Annotated in this window: 19 protein-coding genes and 1 pseudogene; 7 read left to right on the top strand and 13 right to left on the bottom strand. The window is 60.3% G+C overall.

What is annotated here, in order from left to right; genetic code table 11:
- Positions 1-43: 43 nt before the first annotated feature.
- A complete protein-coding gene (locus ACFQ00_RS02980) occupies positions 44-997 on the bottom strand; it encodes a phytanoyl-CoA dioxygenase family protein (protein WP_381485996.1) in 954 nt (317 codons plus the stop codon).
- A gap of 365 nt (positions 998-1,362) precedes the next feature.
- On the opposite strand from ACFQ00_RS02980, the gene ACFQ00_RS02975 reads away from it, so the two are divergent.
- Positions 1,363-2,385: a zinc-dependent alcohol dehydrogenase family protein gene (locus ACFQ00_RS02975; RefSeq protein ID WP_381485993.1), complete on the top strand. Its 1,023-nt coding sequence runs from the start codon at positions 1,363-1,365 to the stop codon at positions 2,383-2,385.
- A 509-nt stretch (positions 2,386-2,894) separates the two neighbouring features.
- Here the strand turns inward: ACFQ00_RS02975 and ACFQ00_RS02970 are convergent.
- Positions 2,895-3,246: pseudogene (locus ACFQ00_RS02970) on the bottom strand (MobA/MobL family protein); the annotation flags it as partial.
- Between the two features lie 174 nt (positions 3,247-3,420).
- Between ACFQ00_RS02970 and ACFQ00_RS02965 the strand changes: the two are divergent.
- From ACFQ00_RS02965 to ACFQ00_RS02955, 3 genes are all read left to right on the top strand, one after another.
- The gene (locus tag ACFQ00_RS02965; RefSeq protein ID WP_381485990.1) at positions 3,421-3,744 is read left to right on the top strand and encodes a conjugal transfer protein TraD; all 324 of its coding nucleotides are present in this window, start codon (positions 3,421-3,423) and stop codon (positions 3,742-3,744) included.
- 26 nt (positions 3,745-3,770) lie between these two features.
- Positions 3,771-3,980 carry a conjugal transfer protein TraD gene (gene traD, locus ACFQ00_RS02960; RefSeq protein WP_381485987.1) on the top strand — a complete coding sequence of 70 codons (210 nt, stop codon included), beginning with the start codon at positions 3,771-3,773 and terminating at the stop codon, positions 3,978-3,980.
- Between the two features lie 211 nt (positions 3,981-4,191).
- A complete protein-coding gene (locus ACFQ00_RS02955) occupies positions 4,192-4,395 on the top strand; it encodes a hypothetical protein (protein WP_381485984.1) in 204 nt (67 codons plus the stop codon).
- Between the two features lie 9 nt (positions 4,396-4,404).
- On the opposite strand, the gene ACFQ00_RS02950 is transcribed toward ACFQ00_RS02955, so the two are convergent.
- Positions 4,405-5,496, bottom strand: a complete 1,092-nt coding sequence (locus ACFQ00_RS02950) for a tyrosine-type recombinase/integrase (RefSeq protein WP_381485981.1) — start codon at positions 5,494-5,496, stop codon at positions 4,405-4,407.
- Positions 5,497-5,989: 493 nt separating this feature from the next.
- On the opposite strand from ACFQ00_RS02950, the gene ACFQ00_RS02945 reads away from it, so the two are divergent.
- Positions 5,990-6,328 carry a hypothetical protein gene (locus ACFQ00_RS02945; protein ID WP_381485978.1) on the top strand — a complete coding sequence of 113 codons (339 nt, stop codon included), beginning with the start codon at positions 5,990-5,992 and terminating at the stop codon, positions 6,326-6,328.
- Here the strand turns inward: ACFQ00_RS02945 and ACFQ00_RS02940 are convergent.
- A complete protein-coding gene (locus ACFQ00_RS02940; protein WP_381485976.1) occupies positions 6,309-6,908 on the bottom strand; it encodes an FMN-binding negative transcriptional regulator in 600 nt (199 codons plus the stop codon). The genes ACFQ00_RS02945 and ACFQ00_RS02940 overlap by 20 nt on opposite strands.
- Before the next feature lie 119 nt (positions 6,909-7,027).
- Here ACFQ00_RS02940 and ACFQ00_RS02935 point away from each other — a divergent pair, with 119 nt between their 5' ends.
- Entirely contained in the window at positions 7,028-7,273 is a 246-nt protein-coding gene (locus ACFQ00_RS02935; RefSeq protein WP_381485973.1) for a hypothetical protein, read from the top strand.
- A gap of 18 nt (positions 7,274-7,291) precedes the next feature.
- Here ACFQ00_RS02935 and ACFQ00_RS02930 read toward each other — a convergent pair whose 3' ends face one another.
- Positions 7,292-8,581: a hydroxymethylglutaryl-CoA reductase, degradative gene (locus ACFQ00_RS02930; protein ID WP_381485970.1), complete on the bottom strand. Its 1,290-nt coding sequence runs from the start codon at positions 8,579-8,581 to the stop codon at positions 7,292-7,294.
- Positions 8,582-8,694: 113 nt separating this feature from the next.
- Here ACFQ00_RS02930 and ACFQ00_RS02925 point away from each other — a divergent pair, with 113 nt between their 5' ends.
- Complete coding sequence (locus ACFQ00_RS02925; RefSeq protein ID WP_381485967.1) at positions 8,695-10,065, top strand: aminotransferase-like domain-containing protein; 1,371 nt, start codon at positions 8,695-8,697, stop codon at positions 10,063-10,065.
- On the opposite strand, the gene ACFQ00_RS02920 is transcribed toward ACFQ00_RS02925, so the two are convergent.
- The 8 genes from ACFQ00_RS02920 to ACFQ00_RS02885 form a co-directional block, all read right to left on the bottom strand.
- Entirely contained in the window at positions 10,062-10,829 is a 768-nt protein-coding gene (locus ACFQ00_RS02920) for an enoyl-CoA hydratase/isomerase family protein (protein WP_381485964.1), read from the bottom strand. The two genes, ACFQ00_RS02925 and ACFQ00_RS02920, sit on opposite strands and share 4 nt — an antisense overlap.
- Positions 10,830-12,074, bottom strand: coding sequence for a CaiB/BaiF CoA transferase family protein (locus ACFQ00_RS02915; protein WP_381485961.1), 1,245 nt, complete (start codon positions 12,072-12,074; stop codon positions 10,830-10,832).
- Positions 12,064-13,668, bottom strand: coding sequence for an MFS transporter (locus ACFQ00_RS02910; protein WP_381485958.1), 1,605 nt, complete (start codon positions 13,666-13,668; stop codon positions 12,064-12,066). Before ACFQ00_RS02910 ends, ACFQ00_RS02915 begins: the two co-directional genes overlap by 11 nt.
- Before the next feature lie 35 nt (positions 13,669-13,703).
- Positions 13,704-15,377 carry an amidohydrolase gene (locus ACFQ00_RS02905; RefSeq protein ID WP_381485955.1) on the bottom strand — a complete coding sequence of 558 codons (1,674 nt, stop codon included), beginning with the start codon at positions 15,375-15,377 and terminating at the stop codon, positions 13,704-13,706.
- 43 nt (positions 15,378-15,420) lie between these two features.
- Positions 15,421-15,915 (bottom strand): hypothetical protein, encoded by a 495-nt coding sequence (locus ACFQ00_RS02900; protein ID WP_381485952.1) that lies wholly within the window; start codon positions 15,913-15,915, stop codon positions 15,421-15,423.
- 13 nt (positions 15,916-15,928) lie between these two features.
- Positions 15,929-17,524 carry an alpha/beta hydrolase gene (locus ACFQ00_RS02895; protein ID WP_381485950.1) on the bottom strand — a complete coding sequence of 532 codons (1,596 nt, stop codon included), beginning with the start codon at positions 17,522-17,524 and terminating at the stop codon, positions 15,929-15,931.
- A gap of 78 nt (positions 17,525-17,602) precedes the next feature.
- Positions 17,603-20,593 carry a TonB-dependent receptor gene (locus ACFQ00_RS02890; RefSeq protein WP_381485947.1) on the bottom strand — a complete coding sequence of 997 codons (2,991 nt, stop codon included), beginning with the start codon at positions 20,591-20,593 and terminating at the stop codon, positions 17,603-17,605.
- 618 nt (positions 20,594-21,211) lie between these two features.
- Complete coding sequence (locus ACFQ00_RS02885) at positions 21,212-21,631, bottom strand: fumarylacetoacetate hydrolase family protein (RefSeq protein WP_381485944.1); 420 nt, start codon at positions 21,629-21,631, stop codon at positions 21,212-21,214.
- Positions 21,632-21,750 lie beyond the last annotated feature (119 nt).

Here is a 21,750-nt window from a genome sequence, read left to right as displayed (position 1 = left end):
GGACGCGCATCCGCACGTCCCCGCAGGTGATCAAGCGCCGATCCTAGCGGTACGCCGTCGTTCCAATCATCGACCAGTCGGGTGAATCGAAGCGCGGGCCTTCCTCGCGCCACCACCATTTCAGGCTTTCGCCAATCAACGCGCGGTATCGCGGCGGGTATTTATCGAGAGTCTCCTGGTCCACCCTGTCGAAAAATACTTCCATCGGGCGGAGATGGGGCCTGATGAAATAAAGAATAACGTTGAGCCTCAAGCCGCGATTCTGGCGAGCCATCGCGCCATGCCAGGTCGCCCCGTCCCACAGGATGAGGGAGCCGGCGGGCGCTTCGACCGGAACCACGCTATCGGCACCTTCGTCGCCAACAGGCAGGCGCCGGTATTTATGCGAACCTGGGACATAAAGAAGAGCGCCATCATCAACGGTATAGTCCGTAAGCGTGTAGGTGGCATTCGCGCCGCCTCCATTGGCGGAGTACGGCGGGGGAACCAGAAGCTCGTCCGTATGAAGCTTCAGGGCCTTGCCGCCCTTGGCCTTGATGAGGGCCTGGCAGTTGGAAATCGAAAAATTACGCCCAAGCCGGTACCCTACAAGCGCCAGCAGCGTCTCGTTCATCATGAGATCCGAAAAGATCGGATCTTCGAGAAGCATGTAGGCCATGTGCTTGCCAAATGGCGTCACCGTGGCAGCTTCCAGAGTTTCCGCATTTTCGAAATCAAGCGTCTCTCCATGGCGACGCTCATACGTTCGCAGCACGGCATCGCGCACCTGCCTTGTGAAGGCGGCGCCGGCAATCTTCTCGGGGGGGACGACCGTCAAACCCTTTACATCGAGTTCCAATGCATATTGCGACAGCCCCAGACGGACCAATTCGTCATAGATGTAGTTGACGTCCTCCCTGATGTCGTACCCCAGGTTTTTATGGTATTCTTGGCCCGCGGCGACTGGCTCCAGGGAGGGAACGGCGTTCGCGGTAGCTGCACTCGGCTTGGGCCTCATCTCGACAATCCTTTCCCTCATTATGCAATCTCGGGCGACCTGCGGCTGGGCCACTGCAAAAGATAACGCGCAGCAGACTAGCCAGAACGGCACGTCTGTCAACTTTACACTTGTCGTCTGAACAGGAAATTCACAAAATTGCGAGCATTGAAAAGGTTCTCCCCGTCTGTGCAATCGTGCCCACGTGAACGGAGACGCTACGATTAATCCGGAAAATGATGCTTCCATGAGGATGCACCCATCAGGCTTGCGTACTTATCATTTGGTAAGTAAGTGAAACATTGCTTGATGTGGCAACCACAGCTTGAGGGAACCTGAAGGTTTCACGGCCGAGGTGGCGCTTGATGTGTTTAGGAGATTGACTCATGAGCAACGGCGAAATGCGTGCGGCAAGAATTGGGTCGCCGGCCTCCCTGGCAAGCATTGAGGTCCAGAAGGCCCCCGTCCCCAGCCCGGGCGCAGATGATATCGTACTCCGTGTTGAGGCGAGCTCCCTGAACTTCCACGACTATCTCGTTGTCACGGGTGTGATACCGCAGCCGAATGGAAGGATACCGCTCTCAGACGGGGCCGGCACCATCGCGGCGCTGGGCAGCAACGTTCGCGGCATGAAGGTCGGCGACCATGTCATGGGCCTCTTTTTCCCCCACTGGCACGATGGCGAGCCGTCACCGGAAAAGAATGGCGCGATTTCGGGTGAAACCGTCGATGGCTTCGCCGCCGATTATGTCAGCCTAAGCAGTTCCGCCATAACGCCCATTCCCGCGGGATACAGCTCCCTGGAAGCGGCTACCCTGCCCTGCGCGGGTGTGACGGCCTGGCGTGCATTGACCGAAACAGCCAAGCTGAAGTCCGGCGATACCCTACTTGTTCAGGGCTCGGGAGGCGTCTCGATGTTTGCGCTTCAGATCGCAAAGGCGATTGGTGCGACCGTCATCGCCACATCATCAGATGACACCAAGCTCGACAGGTTGCGCTCCATGGGAGCCGACTACCTGATCAACTACCGTACGACGCCGGATTGGGCAGCGGCAGCTCGTGCAGCCACCGGTGGCAAAGGCGTTGATGTCATATTGGACATCGGCGGCGGGAACACATTGCCGCAATCGATTGCCGCCTGCCGCATGGGAGGGCAAATTCTGATGATTGGCGTGTTGTCAGGTGTCAGCATGACAATGGGCATCCCCGCAATAGTCATGAATCACATTCACCTGTCCGGGCTAGCGGTTGGCAGCAGAGCGCATCAACTGGAACTGGTGGACTTCATCAACCGCACAGGAATACGGCCAGTAATCGACTCGTCCTTTCCGCTCGACAAACTCGGAGAGGCATTCCGCTATCAGCAAACCAACAAGCATTTCGGGAAAATCGGGGTTGACATCATTTAGCTGAGCAGGAATCTGATAGCGTTGCGTATGAACTGCACAAGCGACCCACCTATCGCCATGGAATTCTCGGTCTGCGCGGTGTGCGACCTTTTCAGCTCTAAATCTCATCAGGACTCAACGTCGAGACGCTGTGGAGGAAAGTCCTTATTGCAATACGCTTGAGTGCAGGCATCTCGTGTTGATAGCACTTGTTATGACCGGCAAAAATGGTTGCCCCTCCACCGCGACCGAAATAAAAAGTGCCAAGTTTTCTCGTTCCTTTTGGCTTAGCGCCGGATTGATCTCCGCGATCAGCCTATTCAGCGCTGATCGTTCGTGCGTATAGACTTCGCCTACCCGCTCTTTCACGAAGGGATCATGGTTCGACATCGCCCAAAGCTCAGGCAAACACGCGTCGTTTTCTCGGTCGTTATATCATCCAGTATCCATGCCACGATACGACTTAAGCGATCTTCGGCGCTGGAAGTATGATCGTTGAATATAATCTTCAGCTTCCCTTCACAGACTCACATACCGCGCTCGACGCACTCGCGGGCCACGAAGTCGCGCGCCACTTCGATCGCATCTGCCTGCTCCAGTTCCCTTGGCAGCGCGAACTCGACCTCGCGGGCGAGTTGCGCGTCCTTGCGCACCTCCGCCGTCTCGACAGCGTTCCAGAGCACTTCGCGATTCCGAAGCTGCTCGGGCGCATGTTCGGGGAGCATGACTTCCGAATGGATGACGCCGGCCTTGTTCGTGATCGTGATGGCGATCGAGGCGAGCATCGTCGAGCCGTGAGGCGGAGCGGTACGCGGCCGACGCAACTGCGCTTGCGCCGGCACTCTGGCTGATGACCTTCGCGCTGAAGTGATAGATCGCCATGGCGGCAGGATATCTACACTCCTGAAGCCACGTCGGCACGACTATAAGCGCGCCCTCACAAGATCGAATCTCGCGAGGGGGCCGGGCGGTCTCACACAGGTTCGGCCTCTTTACGGCAAGCAAAAACGACTCGTAGCGTCGGGCACATCACCGCAAACCAAAGGACTCCATCCCATGCGCAGACCCCGTAACTATGATGCCGAGATGAAGCTGCTCGCCGACAAGGCGAAGGCGCTTCAGGATCGGAAGCTCCGAGAGCTTGGGCAACTGGTCACGGCGACCGACGCCGATGCGCTTGGGATCGACGTGCTTGCCGGCGTTCTGGTCAACGCCGCAGCGACCACCGACATGGTGCAGAGGGAAGAATGGCATACTGCGGGCGCGGCGTTCTTTCTGCGCGGGAAACACGCTCCGGCAGGTGCTGCGAAGGGCACTGCGCGCCGAGCGAAGGTTGCAGGTGCTGCGGTATCGACTGCAGGCGCGGCGGGCATGGGCTGATACGCGAGACTGGGTGGTGAAGCGCCGTGAGCGGACGCGCAGGCTCATCGAACTTGGCGGGCTCATCGAAGGCCAGGCTCGACGTGCTGGTCGAGGATGACCGGGCGGCGATCTACGGTGCCCTGCTCGAGCTCGTGCGGCAGGCCGAATGTGAGCAGCAAGATGAGATCATCGCGTTGTGGCGGCGCAAGGGGAAACGGGCGTTCGAAATGGAGGCCGCAGAGCGGAACGCATGATGTCGGCTTCGCGCCCATGTCGGCCGTTCACCGCCCGATGCGCGCAGCCTGAAAGCGGGCGGTGAATCCGTCCAGGCAGCACCGGATGGCCCGAGTCCGCCGTCAGCGCATGGATGAAGAACCCCATGTTCTTTCATGTCGACGACCTGCCGGCGGAATAGACCGGGACCTGCGCTGGACACGATGAGGGCGCACCCGCTATCGGCGCGGCATGGCAATCATCGCAACGATCATGAACTCGGCTACGGGCCAGCCCATCCAGAAGATGACCTTCGGCCGGATGCCCAAGCCGTGGGTAACATTCAACCTCGAAACCGGGGAACGCGTCACCGCCGACCGCGTGCATGTCGGCAAGCCCGCGCCGGGCAAGTTCATCGCACCTGTCGAAGTCTGGGTCACACCGAAACACAGTTGAGTGCAATATTCAGCTGAGCCTTCCTGCACGAAGCTCGTCAAGATGGTCGCTCCACCACTGATGCATCGCCACCCTCTCGTCCCAATAACGGCCTCGATTGTATATTCCTCTGATCGCGTTCGTGTCAGCGTGGGCAAGTGATTGCTCGATTGCGTCAGCACTCCATTTCCCGCTTTCGTTAAGCAGCGTGGAGGCTGTTGTCCGGAGTCCGTGCTCCGTTATCTCTCCCACCGCATAACCCATACGTCGAAATGCCTGATTGATCGTATTTTCGCTCTGCGGTCTTTGGGCAGTATGGAAAGCTGGAAAGAGAAAGCCTACGGGGCCGGTGACCGCATAAAGCTCTTTCAGGTACCGGAGCACCTGTCGGGAAAGTGGCACGGCATGGGGACGGCGCATCTTCATGCGTTCAGCAGGAATTTTCCAGATTGAGGTTTCTAGGTCGATCTCTGACCACGATGCCTTTCTGAGTTCTCCAGCGCGTGGCATCACATGGGGCGCGATCTGCATTGCGAGGCGCGTGATTGCGTTGCCGGGGTACGCCTCTATGGCTCGTAGCAACTCTCCAACGGCATCGGGATCAAGCAATGTACCGTGATGCTTGGCCTTCGGAGTGATCAAAGCCCCGCGAAGGAGTGACGTGGGGTCCGTCTCACCCCGGCCAGCCGCAACAGCATACCGGAAAACCCGGCTGGCGAACGAGCGGCAGCGACGGGCAGTCTCATGTTTTCCTCGTGCTTCAAGTCGCTTCAATGCGGAGAGCACGTCAAGGGGCTTGAGGTCGCTAATGGGAAAGCTGGCGATAGGTTTCAGCTGTTCCAGAATCCAGTTGGCTTTGGTCGTCGTCTCCGCCCGTCCCTCAGCAACCATTTTGTCGATGTATTCCTTGGCAATGTCACCGAAAGTGTTGGCAACTGCATAGGCAGCATTTAATTTCTCGCGCTTCCGCTCAGCAAGCGGATCACGGTTGTTTGCGAGACTTGTCCGCGCCTCGTCGCTTTTCCGGCGAGCATCCGCGAGGTCGACATCCGGGTATACGCCAAGCGCAATGCGTTTTTTGCTTGCCTTGATAAAGGTACTTGTAACGCCACAGCTTTGCACCTGTGGACCGCACCTCAATATACAGACCGCGCCCATCGGTGCACTTTTAGCTTCGATCCTTCGTTTTGAGTGCGCGAATTGCTAGATTCGTAAGAGCCATCACTGATCGCCTTCAAAAGGGTCAGTCCACGTTACGGCTATCACTACATTTCAGCACTCGGGCCACCGTATTTTTCCGGGCCACCGATGCCCTTTTCGGTGGCCCGTTTTTGGCTGGGATGGAGTGAAACTCCCTCGGATGCCATAGGACAGGACCAAGAGAAAAATGGCAGATTTCTGCCGTTTTTTCGATACTTTTGGAATGCCCAGAGGAGAACAAATGGTGCCAGGAAAGGACTCGAAAGTCCGCCTAAGAGGCGCAGAAAATCAATAAACTTACAATATTGTAAATAGCGGATACCATGGCCGATACCAAGGGACTATGAGGTCCAGTGGTTCGAGTCCTACCGGTACGAGAGCCAAGGTTTCAGCGCCCGATTCGCAGCCTGAGGTGATGGCCGGCCAACGCACCCAGATCCTCAACGGCCTGCGTGGGCATCTCGCCGAGATCGGTATCATCGCTGCGCGAGGAGCCCGCCACTCCCGCGCACTCGCAGAGGTTGTTCACACAGGCAATACGAGCATTCCCCAGGAAGTGCGCGTAGCCCGCTTGCCGCTGGCCATACAACTCGATCACCTCGATGTGCAGATTGCAGTAGCAGATGCGGCGATCATCCAACTGACCAAGAACGATCCCGTGTCGAGCCAGTTGATGTCGACCCGAATGGCGGAGAAAGACATTGATGCGCTGATTGCCGCTGGTGTAATCGCCGCTACAGACGCCCCGCATTGAAGCGGCGCATCCACGACACCGTAGCCGCGTCGGGAAGCGATCCCAGAATTGACTGCAACGTCCCAGGCGCCTCATCCTGTCCAAGTTTGAATCGTCCCGATAGATTCGTCACACAAGCCCGAAATCCGATGATCTGCACCAGCATTCCTTCGTAGCGCGCACCCAGTTCGTCAGCGTTCCAGGGCTGCGCCCGACCCGATTCCACCGCATCGAGCAAAACGCGCAGCGATGTTTCGGTGAACAGGGGATCGAAAACGATCTCAGCGCTAATCTTGAGCTGAACATAATTCCACGTTGGTCCCCAGTTGCGGCGACGCGCATGTTCAGGGCTCACATAGGCATCCGGCCCCTTGAAGAGTATTGTCGCGTGCGGATCAGCAACAAGGGCCGCATGAAGAGGATTGGACCGCCCCATGTGGCCGATCAGTTGTACAAGGTCTCCATCATCACCATAAACGCCCACGAGCGGCAACAAACTTGCTTCCATGTTGGCAGAGCTGCTGCCACACACCCATGCGAGCGGATAGGTCTCGATTAGCGCACGCACATCGTCGCATTCGAATTGTTCGAATCTCGTCACTCGCTGCTACTCCATGATAAATTTGCCCGAACCGACAGTTGAACTTTGCGTTCTCGATAAGCCAGACTGATACTTATTACTTCAGGGCAGCACGGCCGCCTGCCCGGGAAAAGGCCGCCGTGGAGGTAATCCCCGGCAGCCGCTTCGTAGGAACGACCTTCCTGTCGGCACGAGTTGCCAGCTATTATGCGTGGGCGCGTGCGCCCGGCGAGCTTTATCGCGGCGAATATAGCAGCAGCCTCGTGAGCGTCGATGCCAACACCGGCAGCGTACGCTGCGCGTGGTCCGCGACGGAGGCCGATCCCGTCCGTGAGGTTATCGCCTCTTTCTACCCGCTGCACACGGGTGAAAGTCTCGGCACATAGTTGTGGTTTCGCCGGCGATCACGGGGCAGCGCGGCGTAATTCGGCAAGCACTACAGCAGCGGCTTCCTCGTTGATGGCGCTTTGCGCGACGACGCGCCTTGCCACCTCGGCCACCTCGTCCCCGACGGCGCCGACGGCGAACGCGACATTCTGGGCGTGAAGCGACATGTGCCCCCGCTGTATGCCTTCGGTCGCCAGCGCCTTCATCGCTCCGAAATTCTGCGCGAGCCCGACCGCTGCGACAATCCGCGCCAGATCGCTCGCCGACTTCACCTGCAGAATCGCCAGGAGAGCGCGCGCGGTGGGGTGGATCTTCACCGCGCCGCCGACGAGGCCCACGGCGAGCGGCAGTTCGATCGTACCCGCGAGATCGCCCGAGGCGGTGACCTCCCAGCTCGTCAGGCTCCGGTAGCGCCCAGTGCGGGCGGCAAAGGCATGTGCGCCTGATTCCACTGCGCGTGTATCGTTGCCCGTCGCGAGGACGACCGCGGAAATACCATTCATGATACCTTTGTTGTGTGTTGCGGCGCGGTACGGGTCGTTGTCCGCGAAATGATATGCGGCGATCATCGCATCGCGCACGTCGTCGCCACCGATAGCAGTAGAGGGCCATGTCGCTCGCGCACGCACGACGCGCCGGTCAGCGAGGTTGGAGAGTATCCGCAACAGCGCCCGCCCCCCGGTCCATGCCGCGAGATCGGGCGCGAGCCGTTCCGCCATCGAGTTGACGGCATTGGCGCCCATCGCATCGCGTGTATCGACGATGATATGCGTGATGAGCATTTCACCTGACGGTGTCTCGACGCGCCGAACCTCAAGATCCCGAAAGCCGCCACCAAGGCTGACGAGCATCGGATCGCAGGCGTTGCAGATGCGCTCGATTTCGGATTGACGTTCCAGGATGATGAGGCGCGCGCGTGCGGGATCAGGGAGACCGAGCAACTGGATTTGCGCGATCATTTCCGTGCCCGATATTGAGGTCGTGAAACCGCCCGCCTCATAGCACTGCCGGGCGGAGTTGCCGACCGCGGCAACGACGGACGACTCCTCTGTCGCCATCGGCACCAGAACATCGCGCCCATCGACCCGCATGTTCGTGGCAATGCCGACCGGGATGGCGATCGTGGTAACCATGTTCTCGATCATGTGGTCCGCAAGTTGCGTATCGATATTCGAAGCAAGCGCGAGTTGGCGCCGATGCTCTTCGGCAAGGTTTGCGAACGCGGCGACATGGTCGATGCGCTGCTCGACGGGCAGCTTGTGAAAGCCCGGTATTCGGGATGTGTGTGAAGTCGCTTGATCTGTCACTGCAGTTCTTTCTCCGAACGCCTGACGTATCGATAGCGGGTCCACCCCAATTGAGGCAGGTACAATTCAAGGCGATATGATAGGAACGTGGTGCAACCGGAGAGCCGACACCCATGCCGTCGCCGCCAATGAAGATCGATTTCGTCATTAACAGCATCTTGATGCAGCTGGACGCGGGAACGCTGCGCCCGGGGCAGCGGCTGCCGTCGATCCGCGACGAGGCGCAGCGGCTCGGTATCGGCAAGAATACTGTGGTAGAGGCGTATCTTCGCCTTGTCGGACAGGGGGTTTTGCAGGCAAAACCCGGTTCCGGCTACTATGTCGTGCGCACCCCGCAAGCCGCCGCGCAAAAGCTGAGCGCGCCGCCTGCCATGGCGACCGATCGGCTGTCCCTCCTCACCGAACAACTGGACCGGCGCCTGCCGATCCGTCCCGGTGACGGTCGTCCACCGACCGAATGGCTGGAGACGTCCGAACTGCGCCGCTACCTGTCGTACCAGCGCTTTCAGGAAGCGGATTCCTATAATTCAAGCTGGGGATACGGCCCGCTGCGCGAGCGACTGTGCGGTGCGTTCGCCGAACGGGGAATTGCGTGTCGCGAAAGCCAGCTGCTGATGACCCACGGCGCCAACCATGCGATGGACCTTGTGATCCGCCGCTACATCAGGTCCGGCGAGAATGTACTTGTCGACGACCCAGGCTATTATCCGCTTCTTGCCAAGCTGGCCCTCGCCGGTGCGAACGCTATCGGCGTCACGCGGCGGCATGACGGCCCCGACGTCGCCGACCTCGAAGACAAGGCGAGGAAGAGCGGTGCGAAGTTTTTCTTCACCCAGTCGCTTGCCCACAATCCGACTGGGGGGTCGATCACCATCGGCACTGCCTATGCGGTCCTGCGCGCCGCCACCGACCTCGACATCCGTATCGTGGAAGACGATCCTTTTGCGGATATCCTGCCCTACACCGCGCCGCGCCTCGCGGCGCTCGATCAGCTTGAGCGCGTTATCTACATCGGGACGTTTTCCAAGACACTGGCGGGCAGCTTTCGTACGGGATACCTAGCCGCCGCTCCGAGGCTTGCGAGCGAACTCAACGACCTCAAGATTGCAACCGCCGTTTCGACGTCGGCCCATGACGAACGCCTGATTTTCCAGCTTGTGGAGCACGGCCATTATCTGAAACACCTCCGCCGTCTGCGCGCCCGCGCAAGCGCGGCGACAACGGCAAGCGTAGATGCGCTGGAAGCCCTTGGCCTCACTATTCGTCGCCCGATCGGCGGCGGCTTCTATCTGTGGGTCGAGCTTCCCGAACACATGAACAGCGAGCATCTCGTTCACGACGCGGCGAAGGCGGGCATCTTCATCGCGCTTTCAGCCAATTTTTCGATTCGCGAAAATCCGTCACCCGCCATGCGTGTCAATGTCGCCTACGGTGCCGACCCGACCTTCATCGCCTGGCTTCGGGAGAAGCTGGAAGACCGTTAGCCAGGCACCTTTCTTTCATTTGGCGTAGCAAAGCGCTCCAGCGTCCGCTTGGCGTGATCGCTGGTAAACGTGCGCTGCCCGAGCGCAGCTTCGCGCGTGAACGCTTCAGCCACCGGAAGATCGTACAACGTCAGCGCGGCCTCCTTGATCGTCTGGACCGCAAGCGGGCTTTTCTGCGCGATCTCAGCGGCAAGAGCGGCAGCGGTGGCTTCTACCTGATCATTCGCAACGACCCGATTGAGCACCCCGCGCAAAAACAATTCGGCCGCCGAGAAGCGCCGACCCGTGAGCATGAGCTCCATGGCGTGCGCATAGGCGATCTGGCGTGTCAGTCGAACCAAAGTACCACCCGCCGGTACAAACCCATGGTTCACCTCGGGAAACTGAAATACCGCATCTTCGGATGCTATTCGTATATCGGTCGCGAGCATGATTTCGAAACCGCCACCCATGCACAGACCGCGAACCGCCGATACGATGGGTTTGTAGAATCCGCCGGTCTTCAGGTGGGCGGGATCCCATGCACTGATATCGAACCGCCCCGAGGCGAGCGCCGGAATGGATTCGGAAAGATCGGCGCCAACGCAGAACGCCCGGTCCCCTGCCCCGGCAAGCACAACCGCATGAATGCGGTCGTCGTGGCCGATCTCGGCAAAGGCGCGCCCGAGATCGTCGTACATCGCCAGCGTCAACGCATTCAGCTTTTCCGGCCGCGCGAAACGCACGGTTGCCACGGCGCCATCGCGGGTCACTTCGATCGCCATCTAGATCACACCTTTTTCACGGAGCGACGCAAGCGCGGCATCATCGAGACCAAGCATGTCCTTCAAGACCAGCTCATTGTCCTGTCCGAGCACGGGCGCCGGACCGTGCGCCTCCACAGCCGCGCCTGACAGCTTGATCGGAAGGCCGAGCATCTCGATATCGCGGCCCGCGACGGGAACATCGACGATCATCCCGCGTGCCCTGATGTGAGGGTCGGCGATCACTTCGTCGATCGACTTGATCGCGCTGAGCGGCACGTCGTCCCCCGCCATCACTTCCAGTTCTGCCTTGGTGTAGCGACTGAACCAGCGATTGAGCAGAGGCGTGACGACCGTTTTATCGGTTTCCGGGTCGAACCGCTTTTCCATCGTGTCGATGCGCGGGTCCGTCGCCGACTCCGGCTCCCCGAACATCGCGCAGGTGATCGCCCAGAACTTGTCCGTATACCCGCCAAAGAAGACGTAACCGTCCGCACACGGATACTGGCCGTATGGCCTTACGAACGGATGATCATTGCCGAGCGGCGTGGCGATTTCCTTGTCCACCGTGTAGCGCACGACGGCATTTTCGGTCAGCGAGAAAACGGCATCCTGCTGCGAGACATCGACGACCTGACCGATGCCCTTGCGTTCCGCCTCGCGCAGCGCCGCGAGAATACCGACCGCTGCATAGAGCGAAGCCGAAAGATCGCCGATGATCGTGCCGACGCGCACCGGCGCCTGACCGGGATAGCCGTTCATGGACCAGAGCCCGCCGGTCGCCTGCCCGCTATTGTCATAGCCGGGACGCCTGGAATTCGGGCCTGTGCGGCCGAACCCGCTGATCGCGGCATAGACGAGACGCGGATTTTCGACCTTGAGCTCGTCGTAGCCGAGGCCGAGCTTGTCCATCACGCCGGGACGAAAGTTTTCGACAAGAATATCCGCCTTTCGCACCAGCTTTCGGAACAGAACCTTCCCGTCCTCGCTTCTGAGATCGAGCGATACACCGAGCTTGTTGCGGTTGTACTGCGCGTAGAAGGCACTGGCCTGCGTATCACCATTGTTCACCATCGGCGGAAAGGTGCGCGTGTAATCCGGATCCTTCGGATGTTCGATCTTGATGACGGTCGCGCCCATATCCGCAAGCATCATCGCGCAGAACGGCCCGGCGACGACACGCGTGACATCGAGGACGACGACCCCGGCAAGCGGCCCGTCGCGCCCGGGCACTGTCGCTTCGTGACGGTCCGCATCAACCCGCATATCGTTCATCCTTGACGAGATCACGCTCCCGCAACAGCAGCATCGTCACGATCAGGGCCATCGCGACGACGCACCAACTGTACCACAAACCCGCATAGGGATCGCCGGTACGCGCCACGATATACTGCTCCATGAACGGAAGCACGCCGCCGAAATACCCCGTACCGAAGTGATAGGGAATCGACATCGAGCTGTAGCGGATGCGCGGAGGGAACAATTCGGTGAGGAGCGCGGCCACCGGCCCATAGGTCGCCCCCGACAGCGCCGTGAGCGCCATCACCACGAGGAAGATGATCCCCATGTTCGGCGCTGAAGGAACCACCGTTCCGAGCGGATAGCCCGCCGCTTTCAGCGCACCATCAAGCTCCGCATCGCTATGGCCATTTACAACATTGCCGCCGATCGTGATGGCAGCGGAGGGCGCCTCATCGAGATCGTAGGCGAGACCACGCTTGGAGAGATAATCGAGCAGACGGCTGCACGCTTCATCCTGCGTTTTGACGAAGGGATTGAAGCCACAATCGGGACCGGAAACAACGATGGGCGCCTCTTCGGACGCGTGCGCAAGCGCGGGATTCGCAGCGTAACCCATGACCCAGTAGAGCGGGAACATCAGCAGCAGCGTAAGCACATAGCCCGTCACGATCAGGCGTTTGCGGCCGATGCGATCCGAAAGCCAGCCGAACAGCACGAACCAGCCGAGGCCCATGACCGCCGCAGCCCCGACGATCATCTGCGCGACGCTCTCTTCCACATGCATCGCATTCTGCAGAAAGCCGAGCGTCGTGAACATCGCTGTGAACCAGATCACCGTGAGACCGGCGGCGATACCGAACAGCGCAAGAAACAGACGACGGCCATTCCCCGGATAGGTGAAGCTCTCGCGAAACGGATTCTTCGCGGTTTTTCCGGCCGCCTTCATCGCCTGAAAGACAGGGCTTTCGGACAGCTTGACGCGCATCCAGAGCGAAATCGCCAGAAGGATGAGCGATAACAGGAACGGAACGCGCCAACCCCATGCGTCCCAGATTTCAGTCGGCATACTCCATTTGCAAGCGAGCACGACAACAAGGCTGAGGAAGAAGCCCGCGCCGACACTCGCCTGAATGAAACTGGTGAAGAAGCCGCGCTTGCCCGCCGGGGAATGCTCCGCCACGTAAATCGCCGCGCCGCCGTATTCGCCGCCGAGCGCGAGACCCTGAACGATACGCAGCAGAATGATGAGCGCCGGGGCCGCGAAGCCGATCGTCGCATAGGACGGCACCAGACCCACGCCCGCCGTCGCCACGCCCATCAGGAGGATCGTGACGATGAACGTATGCTTGCGCCCGAAGCGATCGCCGAGATAGCCGAAGATGACCGCGCCCAAAGGCCGGAAGCAGAAGCCGACGGCGAACCCTGCCCAGGCGAGAAGCGTCTGCAACTGTTCGTTCCCGGTGGGGAAAAACATCTGCCCGATGATGCCGGACGCGGCAAGCGTGCCGTAGATGAAAAAATCGTACCATTCGAATAGCGTGCCGAGCGACGATGCCGTGATGACCCGGCGCACGTCCCCGGGGGCAGGCTCCTCCTGTGCGGAAATTTCAGATGACACGATTTTCCCCTGATTCTTATCTCAATGTCGGACTTTTAGGCCGATGATGCCGTAAAACGCTCCTGCCCATCGACGAAGGTGCGCAGCACACCGGTTTTCAGATATTGATCGGGCGCGGCAGAGAGCAGATTGCGGTCCAGCACTGTCATATCCGCAAGATAGCCCAGTGCGATCCGGCCGAGGCGATCCTCCTGGAAGCCCGCGTAGGCAGCGGTGCTTGTATAGGCCGTCAATGTTTCCGCGATCGTCACACGCTGCTCCGGGTGCCAGCCATTGGGGTTGGCGCCATCTATGGTCTGCCGCCGGACGGCTGCATCCACGCCGGTCATCGGATCGAGCGGCGCGACCGGCCAATCCGAGCCGAAACACGTTCGGACACCTGCATCGAGGAGGGAGCGGAAAGCGTAGGTTCGCAGCAGGCGCTCCTCACCGATCCGTTGGACCGCCCAGCGTCCATCGTCGGCGGCATGGTAGGGCTGAACTGAGGCGATGACGTTCTGCCGGGCCATTTTCTCCCAGGCGCCGGGGCTGAGATGCTGCGCATGTTCGATGCGGAAGCGCCGGTCGCGCCTGCCGTTCCGTCGCTCGGCATCGGCGAAGATATCGAGCACGACGTCATTCGCTTCATCGCCGATCGCATGGGTGGTGATCACGAGCCCCGCAGCGTCAGCCGCCGGTATCCATTCACGCATCTCGTCGAGCCCCGTGGTCCACACGCCGCGCTGGCCTGGGGCATCCAGATAGGGTTCGTGGAAGCGCGCTGTGCGGGCGCCGAGCGAACCGTCCGACACGCATTTGAGCGCACCCCAGCGTACCCAATCGTCGCCGCGCCCTTCGGCCTTCACGAGCGCGGCCACGCGTTCCCAATCCGCGAGCGGAACGAAGGAATAGAAGCGGATACCGGGCGCGCCGTTCGCGCGCAGACGGCGCGCCGCGTCCTGAACGCTCCAGTCCACCTCGGTATTGTGAACCTGCGCGACGCCTTTACTGAGCGCATATTCTATGCCCTGCCGGACGATCTGATCCGTGAATGCCGCGCTCATCGGCGGGATGACGCCGTGCACGTGGCGCGTCGCATTGTCTTTCAGGACACCCGTGGGCTCGCCGCGTTCATCGCGCTCGATCACGCCGCCCGGAACATCAGGCGTGCTCCGATCGATACCGGCAAGGCGAAGCGCCGCCGAATTCAGGAACAGCGAGTGGAGATCGGTTCGCGGAATGGCGACGGGCGTATCGCCGGACACCGCATCGATCCACTCCTTTCTGGGAAGCTCGCCGCCCCAGCGCTGCTCGTCCCACGGGCCGCCCAGAAGCCATTGGCCGTGCGGAAGTGCACGCACGGCCGCACCGATCCGATCGATGAACTCGGCCTTTGAACGCACATCGATGAACACGGGCCGCGCGATGTTGATCGACCCGAGCAGGAAATGCGTGTGGCAATCAATGAACGCAGGCATCACGAACGCGCCACCGCAATCGACGACGCGCGTTTTCCGGCCGATCGCCGATCGCACTGCGCCGCTCCCAAGGGCAGCGATCCGGTTTCCCGCGATACCCACCGCATCCGACATCGCGCCTTGATCGCCTGTCCAGACTGCGGCGTTGATGAGCGCGGTATCGAGGGTGCCATTGGCTGCGAAGGCCGGACCGCAGAGCGCAGCGGCAGCACCGGACGCGATCAGCTGACGCCGCGTGAACTGATAGCTCATCTCAGCAGTCCTCCCGTCCTTATTCACTCTGTGCCCACTCGCATCAGTTGCGCCCCATCTTGCGCGATGGATTCGCGGCACGCCATTTATCGAGCCTTGCCAGCCACTGCGCCGCTGAGACCGGACCAACGGTCCGGGTGTCGCTATGCGATGCGATCAGCTCGCGTATGTGTATGAAATAGGCGGGCCCGGTAGGCAGCCCAAGTTCCTTGCTTCGCCTCGCCATGGCCGCTTCCTGCTCGGAGGTCGGCGTGATGACCGGTACGGGCTTGAACAGGATGACATCGAATTCGGCACCGTTCTCATGGAAAAACAGCTGGATCGGCGGCTGACCGCCCGCCGCCAGGACGTCGTCGCCCAGCCCGATGAAGCGAATGAACGCTTCCTGCTTGCCCGGCGCGAGCTTGAAAATCTCGAACCACGTCTCCGGCCAGGGCGCATCCGCCTCGACGGCCGGCACGGGCGCGCTTTGTTGAGCAGCGGCGGGAACCCCATGGAACGCAGCGACAGCGATCGCCAATGCAGCAAGATGTTTCATGATATTCCCTCCATCACTTTTCCCGATTGTGCCCGACGCCCGGCAATACGCAATCCGCACGACCGGGCAGGCCGCGCGCGTGTGCGCGGAGCGAGCTTGTATCGAGCCGCGTCAGTTCCGGATACTTCGCCAGTGTGGCTTTGAATGCTCCCGCAGGCGCACCGCGAACATGCTGATCCAGAAAGGCCAGCGTCGTATCGTTGACAAGGGCCAGCGCCCGACTGCCATCGAGACTGGTGAAATGCTCCGACTTGAACGGCCCGCGCGCGCTCAGCACGAAATCGGTCAGTCCCATGTGCAGGATACCGCGCGCGCGAAGTCGCAGTATGTCCTCCCTATCGCCAACGCAGTGCCATTTCTCCCACGCATAGTCCGTGGGATTGAATTTGGGATCGCGGCGTTGAACATCACTGAACGGCTGGTCGGTAAGCAGGAGCAGGAGCGGCGCCCGCAGCTCCCGGTCGAATTGTCCGCCGTCGAAATTCTCTCCATCGAGATCAACCGCGGCAACGCAGTCGGGATCGGCATCGCAGGCACTGACGGCCGTGGATCCGCCGAACGACATGCCCGCATAGACGATCCGTGGAAAGTCCGCAGCGGCCATGACCCGGCTGATCGCGGGAGGCGGCCGATCGCGCAATGCCCAGCTTGCAAACAGCACATCGTCGCGCCATGCGGCCAGACTTTGGCCGAGCCGGTGTCCCGCGACTGCGGCCTTGTATGTGGGCAGCGCTGAAACGCGCGCTTCATGACTCTCGCCGCCCATGAACGCGGTCGTTGCTTCTTCCCATTTCCGATCGGCGACCGGATCGCCAACGCCTTCCGGCCCGGTATGCAGCGCGGACGGGATGAGCGTTCCGTTCTGCAAACGCACATCGGCGCTGTCGCGCGGGTGTGCGACGCTGACGACGATATAACCGTGGCTGGCGAGGCGTTCCATCAACGCCGTATTCTGCGCGCGAAAGGACCAGTAGCCATGACTGAAGATCACGAGGGGGAACTTTCGCGCCTCGGCGATCGGCGCACCCTCGATTGCGTGCGTGCCGGTCGAATGCAGGGAAAGAAAGCGGTAGGCGGGAAAGCCCCACAGCTTTGCGACAGACACGGCCTCATCGAGCGTTTCGCGCCGTGTCAGATAAGGGCGCGCATTCCCGCCTGCCTTGGCGGACGCGGGATACCAGATGGTGATGGGAATATCCCTCGGAACGTCAGGCTTCGTGAACAGCACACCCCGGCGTGACAGATCGCGGAGGTCCGCTGTCTGGATACCGACGCGAAACGGTCCATCGGGCTGCGGCAGGGTGAAGATCGGGAAGAAAACATAGGGCGCAGCGGAAACGAGCGTGAACGCCACCGTCATGGCCGCTACCCGCCGTACACCCAGCGCCTCGCGCCTGAGCATCCACCACCCCGCCCCGACCGCGAGCGCAGAAACCAGAAGCGCCGGCATGATCTGCCACCGTAGCGACCAGGCCGCGAACACGGCGATCAGAAGTGCGCCAAGCGATCCGGCAAGAAAAACGGCCTTTCCATACGTGTACCGGCGAAATGCCAGCACCGTCGACGAGAGTAGCAGCAGCCCGAATACGATCATGTCTGTTGTCGGCATACCCGCTCCCGCAATCATCGCAGCCGCACTATCACGTCAGGCAGTCGGGCCGGGCTCCAGCAGCCCGGCCCTTCAATTTCAGAACACCAGATCCAGACCGAGCCGAACATAACGCGGCCGCTGGTAAGCGATCGGTAGACCGTATTCGGGCCTCAGAGCATCGCTGTTTTGGTAGTACTCGCCGATCTGATCGACATCGGTAACGCCCTTGAAGTTGAACAGGTTGAAGACATCGGCACGCAGCGTCGTCTTGCCCATCAGCGGCAGCTTAATGTCGTACCGTAGCGAAACGTCGATGTTCTTGACCCAGTCGCTCTTCAGCCCGGTGCCGTCGAGACCCGTACCGCGAGGTTGCAGGCGGCCGAGGCAGTACTGTGACCAGGCACCATAGAGATATCCGAGGTTCGTGCCGTCAAACCCGCCACGGCTGTTGCCGATGCAGCCGAAGTGACGCGGCGAGGTGAGCGACGCATTGAAGCCCAGGAGCAACGCATCCGTGACCTGATAGGCACCCCATATCTTGAACTGATGTGCGCGGTGGTTGGGTAGTTTGCCATATGCGCCCTCCATCAGGTCGGGCTGATCGAAGTCGCGCGTGAGGCCCGTACCGTTCTGGCTGAAATCGGACTGGACGAAGCCTTCGACGTTTCCGCGGCTTTTCGACCACGTATAAGAGCCGCGCAGCGACCAGACGCCGTCGAACGCACGTTCGAAGGTGAACTCAACCGCATCGTATTTCCGCGCAGCGCTCGGGATTCCGATGTCTTCAGCATTCAGTGTGACGGTTCGGGGCGTCGCTTCGCCGTTGATCGGGTCGCTGAGCGTGATCTCGATATCCCGGTTCGGGTTGGCAACGACATATTGGTGATAGCCGTCCCAGATGTCATCGCACCCGGTGATACCCTCCGCGTCGCAGTACGACCGCACCGCCGCGTCGATCGCGATGTCGTCGGCGACCGCCAGCAGGCGCCGACGCGTGTAGGCGACGCCGAACGTCCATTGCTCGCTGAAACGGTAGGAGGCTCCGACGATGATTTCGTCCTCCTCGCTCGCCTTCAGATTTCGCGAGGCGACCTGACCGGGGTCGCGGATCGCACCAGTCGCGATGACATTACAGTTGGCGCCGCCCACACCGAAGATCGGCGCCGGGCACGCCTGCCCCCCATCCCAGCCCGTAATCTGCGTCGTCAGCGTCGGCACGCTGCTGGCACTGAACGTGCCATCGGTTTGCCAATATTCGGTGAAGCTGATCGGCGACCCGAAACTGACGGCGGAAACGTTCGACGCTACCGGAAGATAATAGCGGCCGTAGTTGCCGTAGAGTTTGATGCGTCCGTCGCCCGACACGTCGTAAGATGCGCCGATGCGCGGCGCCCAGGCATTGTCGAGATCGATGTATTTGACCCCGGCGTTGCTGTAATTGGCGAACTGATCGAGCCTGACGCCGAGATTGACCGTCAGCCGGGGCGTCACGTTCCATTCGTCCTGGACGTAATACGCCTTGTTCTTGCCCTTGAACCCTCCGCCGAGGCTTCCGTATCCGACACCGACATACCTGTCGTTCGCCTCAAGGCCGGCCGCGAGGCATTGCGGCGTATCCGCGCCGCAGACGTTGAGGTAATAGCTCACACCGCCAGGTGCCGCCGCAAGCCCGTTCGCATCGTAACCGTCCGCGCCGGTGGGAACGGAAACCTTCGACAATCTGGTGTTCTCAGTATCCATGCCGAAGCGGACATGGTGGTCGCCGAGCAGCGAGAAATAAAGGTCGGCATCGAACCGATAGAATTCGCGCCGCGTGCTGTAGGGAGACTGAACGCTGTCGAGCTTCTGGTCGCTAAGAACAACCCCTGTCAGCTCATCCCGCACATAATTGCCGTCGTTGTTGGTGAGAACATCGAAGCGTTCCTTGGAAACGCCGTACGCACCGGAAATGGTGAACCATTCCGCCAGATTGCCGGTATAGCGCGCGACATAACTCTCCCCACCCGAACGATGGCGCGTTTGGCTGAGTTCGTCGCCCACCGTGTCCGTCGCCGGATCGAAACCCAATGTTGTTCTGCGCCGTTCGGTGCTCGTGTCGAAATAGGTGAATTCCAGGTGATGGTCATCAAGCGGATAGGCATCAAGCTTGACGCCCCAGATCGGATCATTGTCCCGATCCACGAAGCGCGCACCCGATTCGATACTGCTGTGGCCACTCTTGATATCCCGGAATTCGATCAGGCCGTAGGCGAACAGCCGATCCCGAATGATCGGGCCTCCCACTTCCGCAATCGCACTCAAGTTGTTATTCGTGTCCTTCCCGTTGCGGTCGCGATAGGTATCCTTGGTCGTAGATCTCAGACTGTTCGGTTCCCAGTTGAGATGAATGCCCGCCGTCCAGTCGTTCGTTCCGGCCTTCGTCACCGCATTGATGATGCCGCCTGTTGCCCGGCCGTACTCCGCCGGATAACCGCCCGTCTTGACCTCAACCGACCGGAAGAATTCGAACGGAACGGGCGCCGAACCCAGATACGTATCGAAATTCGTGATGTTTAGGCCGTTGATAAAATACGCATTTTCAGCCACCGAAGCACCGCCGAATGACGGAAGATTGCCGAAGGTCGTATCGCCGGCCGTAGCTGTCGGGGCGAGCAGCGCTGCATCCGTTAAGCTTCGGCCAAGCGGCACGCGGCTCACCAGGTCCTGCAGATCGACCGCGATACCCGTGGTGGTGTTCGAAAAGTCGAGATTGCGGCGTGCGCTCGTCACCACAATTTCCGTCGCAGCGCCGACGACGAAAGTATAGTTTGCGGTCGCCGACGCGGCGACCCGGATCCCCTCCTCACCCGCGTCTCCAGCCGAAGAGCTGATCACGACATTGTAGGAGCCGGGAGGCAGTGCACCGAAGCGGAATGCACCCGATGCGTTGCTGGTCGCGGAGCGCGTGAAGCCCTGATCTGCCGACGTCAGCGTGACATTCGCATTGGGAACCGGGGCACCGTCAGCATCGACTACCGTGCCGGAAAGCGCGCCGGAGGTATAATCCTGCGCGGCAGCCGGTGCGCTGAGGCCTAAGCCGATGACCATGGCCGGTGCTGCACACAATGCGAGCACAGCTGCCGAACCTGATCTCAGTAAACGCCAAGATGATTTCCCCATTTAAATTCCCCTTGTTGAAAGATCTCGTCGCGGCGAGGGTAGATTTTCGTGAAATTCAGGAAGCAACCGGCGCTCCGGCGGTACACCGAAGCATGGCTTCCACTCGCAAGCGTACCGGCAAGCCAATGCACCCTTCAGGCTCACGATTTTGCATCACATTCCCCCTTTCGCGAGTCACCAAAACGACAGCTCACGACCCTTGACGTTCCGCAGCAACGCCGCAGGACTTTCTTAGAGGTGCAAAAGAAGACATCTCAGGGATGGTTGCGGGCTTATACGGGGTTTATGTTCCCATAAAGAAACAGGTACAATTTGAGAAAAGTTCTGTCCAGAGTCTACTGAAACGGCAGACGATCTCGCCTTTTTCTTTCCGTACGCGGCCAGGCAACATTGGTGGCACCCGTGAAAGCAGGAACAGTTTGGTCGCTTTGTATCCTTGTTATCGATACCGAGCCGTGGCTCACGTTTCCTGAGCCGACATACAGAAATGACCGACGAAAATGGACGAGCACGGAGGCTGTCGGACTCGACAGTCACCTCGTAAAGCTAAGAAAAATCGCCAAAATTGCATTGATGTAAATTGATGCCATAGCCGATACTAAGGGTAGGCTGAACTGCAAAGAATGTTGAAGCTGGCCAGGCTGCGGCGAAACGCACGGTGTTTCGCAGCGTGCCGATTCCCTCGATCTCCAGTTCGACGACATCGCCGTCCGCAAGCCGCTTGCCGATCTCGAAACCGCAGCCGTTGAGCACGGTGCCCGATCCGATGATTTCGCCCGGAACTAGGGAGCGATCCTGGCTGAGCTTCGCGATCGCGTCCTCGAAGCTCCAGTGCATCGTGCCGGTCGCGCCCTGCGACCAGACCTCGCCGTTCACCCGGGCGGTCATTGCCAGCGCATAGGCCAGTCGCACATCGGTGCCGGCTGACCGGCTCGGAAATCCGCATGTGGGGATCATCTCGCCCATCTGCGCAATACATATCGTTCGGCAACCGTTTTCAATTATCCGCGATGACTAGGTTTCGTGGACAAAGGGTATCCATAGCTTGATTGAGGCGAGAGCGACAAAGCCGAGGTAGGACTCGC

Origin of the sequence: Sphingosinicella xenopeptidilytica (genome assembly GCF_042676985.1) — a bacterium.
GTDB classification, from domain to species: domain Bacteria; phylum Pseudomonadota; class Alphaproteobacteria; order Sphingomonadales; family Sphingomonadaceae; genus Sphingosinicella; species Sphingosinicella xenopeptidilytica.
The sequence above is the reverse complement of the archived record's forward strand: the minus strand, read 5'-3'. Positions and strand labels throughout refer to the sequence as shown.

Coding starts and splice junctions, on each gene's coding strand:
- ACFQ00_RS02925 (WP_381485967.1), top strand. CDS start 8,695: ATGCCGTCGCCGCCAATGAAGATCGATTTCGTCATTAACAGCATCTTG.
- ACFQ00_RS02900 (WP_381485952.1), bottom strand. CDS start 15,915: ATGAAACATCTTGCTGCATTGGCGATCGCTGTCGCTGCGTTCCATGGG.
- ACFQ00_RS02920 (WP_381485964.1), bottom strand. CDS start 10,829: ATGGCGATCGAAGTGACCCGCGATGGCGCCGTGGCAACCGTGCGTTTC.
- ACFQ00_RS02945 (WP_381485978.1), top strand. CDS start 5,990: ATGGCCGGCCAACGCACCCAGATCCTCAACGGCCTGCGTGGGCATCTC.
- ACFQ00_RS02915 (WP_381485961.1), bottom strand. CDS start 12,074: ATGCGGGTTGATGCGGACCGTCACGAAGCGACAGTGCCCGGGCGCGAC.
- ACFQ00_RS02895 (WP_381485950.1), bottom strand. CDS start 17,524: ATGCCGACAACAGACATGATCGTATTCGGGCTGCTGCTACTCTCGTCG.
- ACFQ00_RS02980 (WP_381485996.1), bottom strand. CDS start 997: ATGAGGCCCAAGCCGAGTGCAGCTACCGCGAACGCCGTTCCCTCCCTG.
- ACFQ00_RS02975 (WP_381485993.1), top strand. CDS start 1,363: ATGAGCAACGGCGAAATGCGTGCGGCAAGAATTGGGTCGCCGGCCTCC.
- ACFQ00_RS02905 (WP_381485955.1), bottom strand. CDS start 15,377: ATGAGCTATCAGTTCACGCGGCGTCAGCTGATCGCGTCCGGTGCTGCC.
- ACFQ00_RS02890 (WP_381485947.1), bottom strand. CDS start 20,593: ATGGTCATCGGCTTAGGCCTCAGCGCACCGGCTGCCGCGCAGGATTAT.
- ACFQ00_RS02965 (WP_381485990.1), top strand. CDS start 3,421: ATGCGCAGACCCCGTAACTATGATGCCGAGATGAAGCTGCTCGCCGAC.
- ACFQ00_RS02955 (WP_381485984.1), top strand. CDS start 4,192: ATGGCAATCATCGCAACGATCATGAACTCGGCTACGGGCCAGCCCATC.
- ACFQ00_RS02885 (WP_381485944.1), bottom strand. CDS start 21,631: ATGGGCGAGATGATCCCCACATGCGGATTTCCGAGCCGGTCAGCCGGC.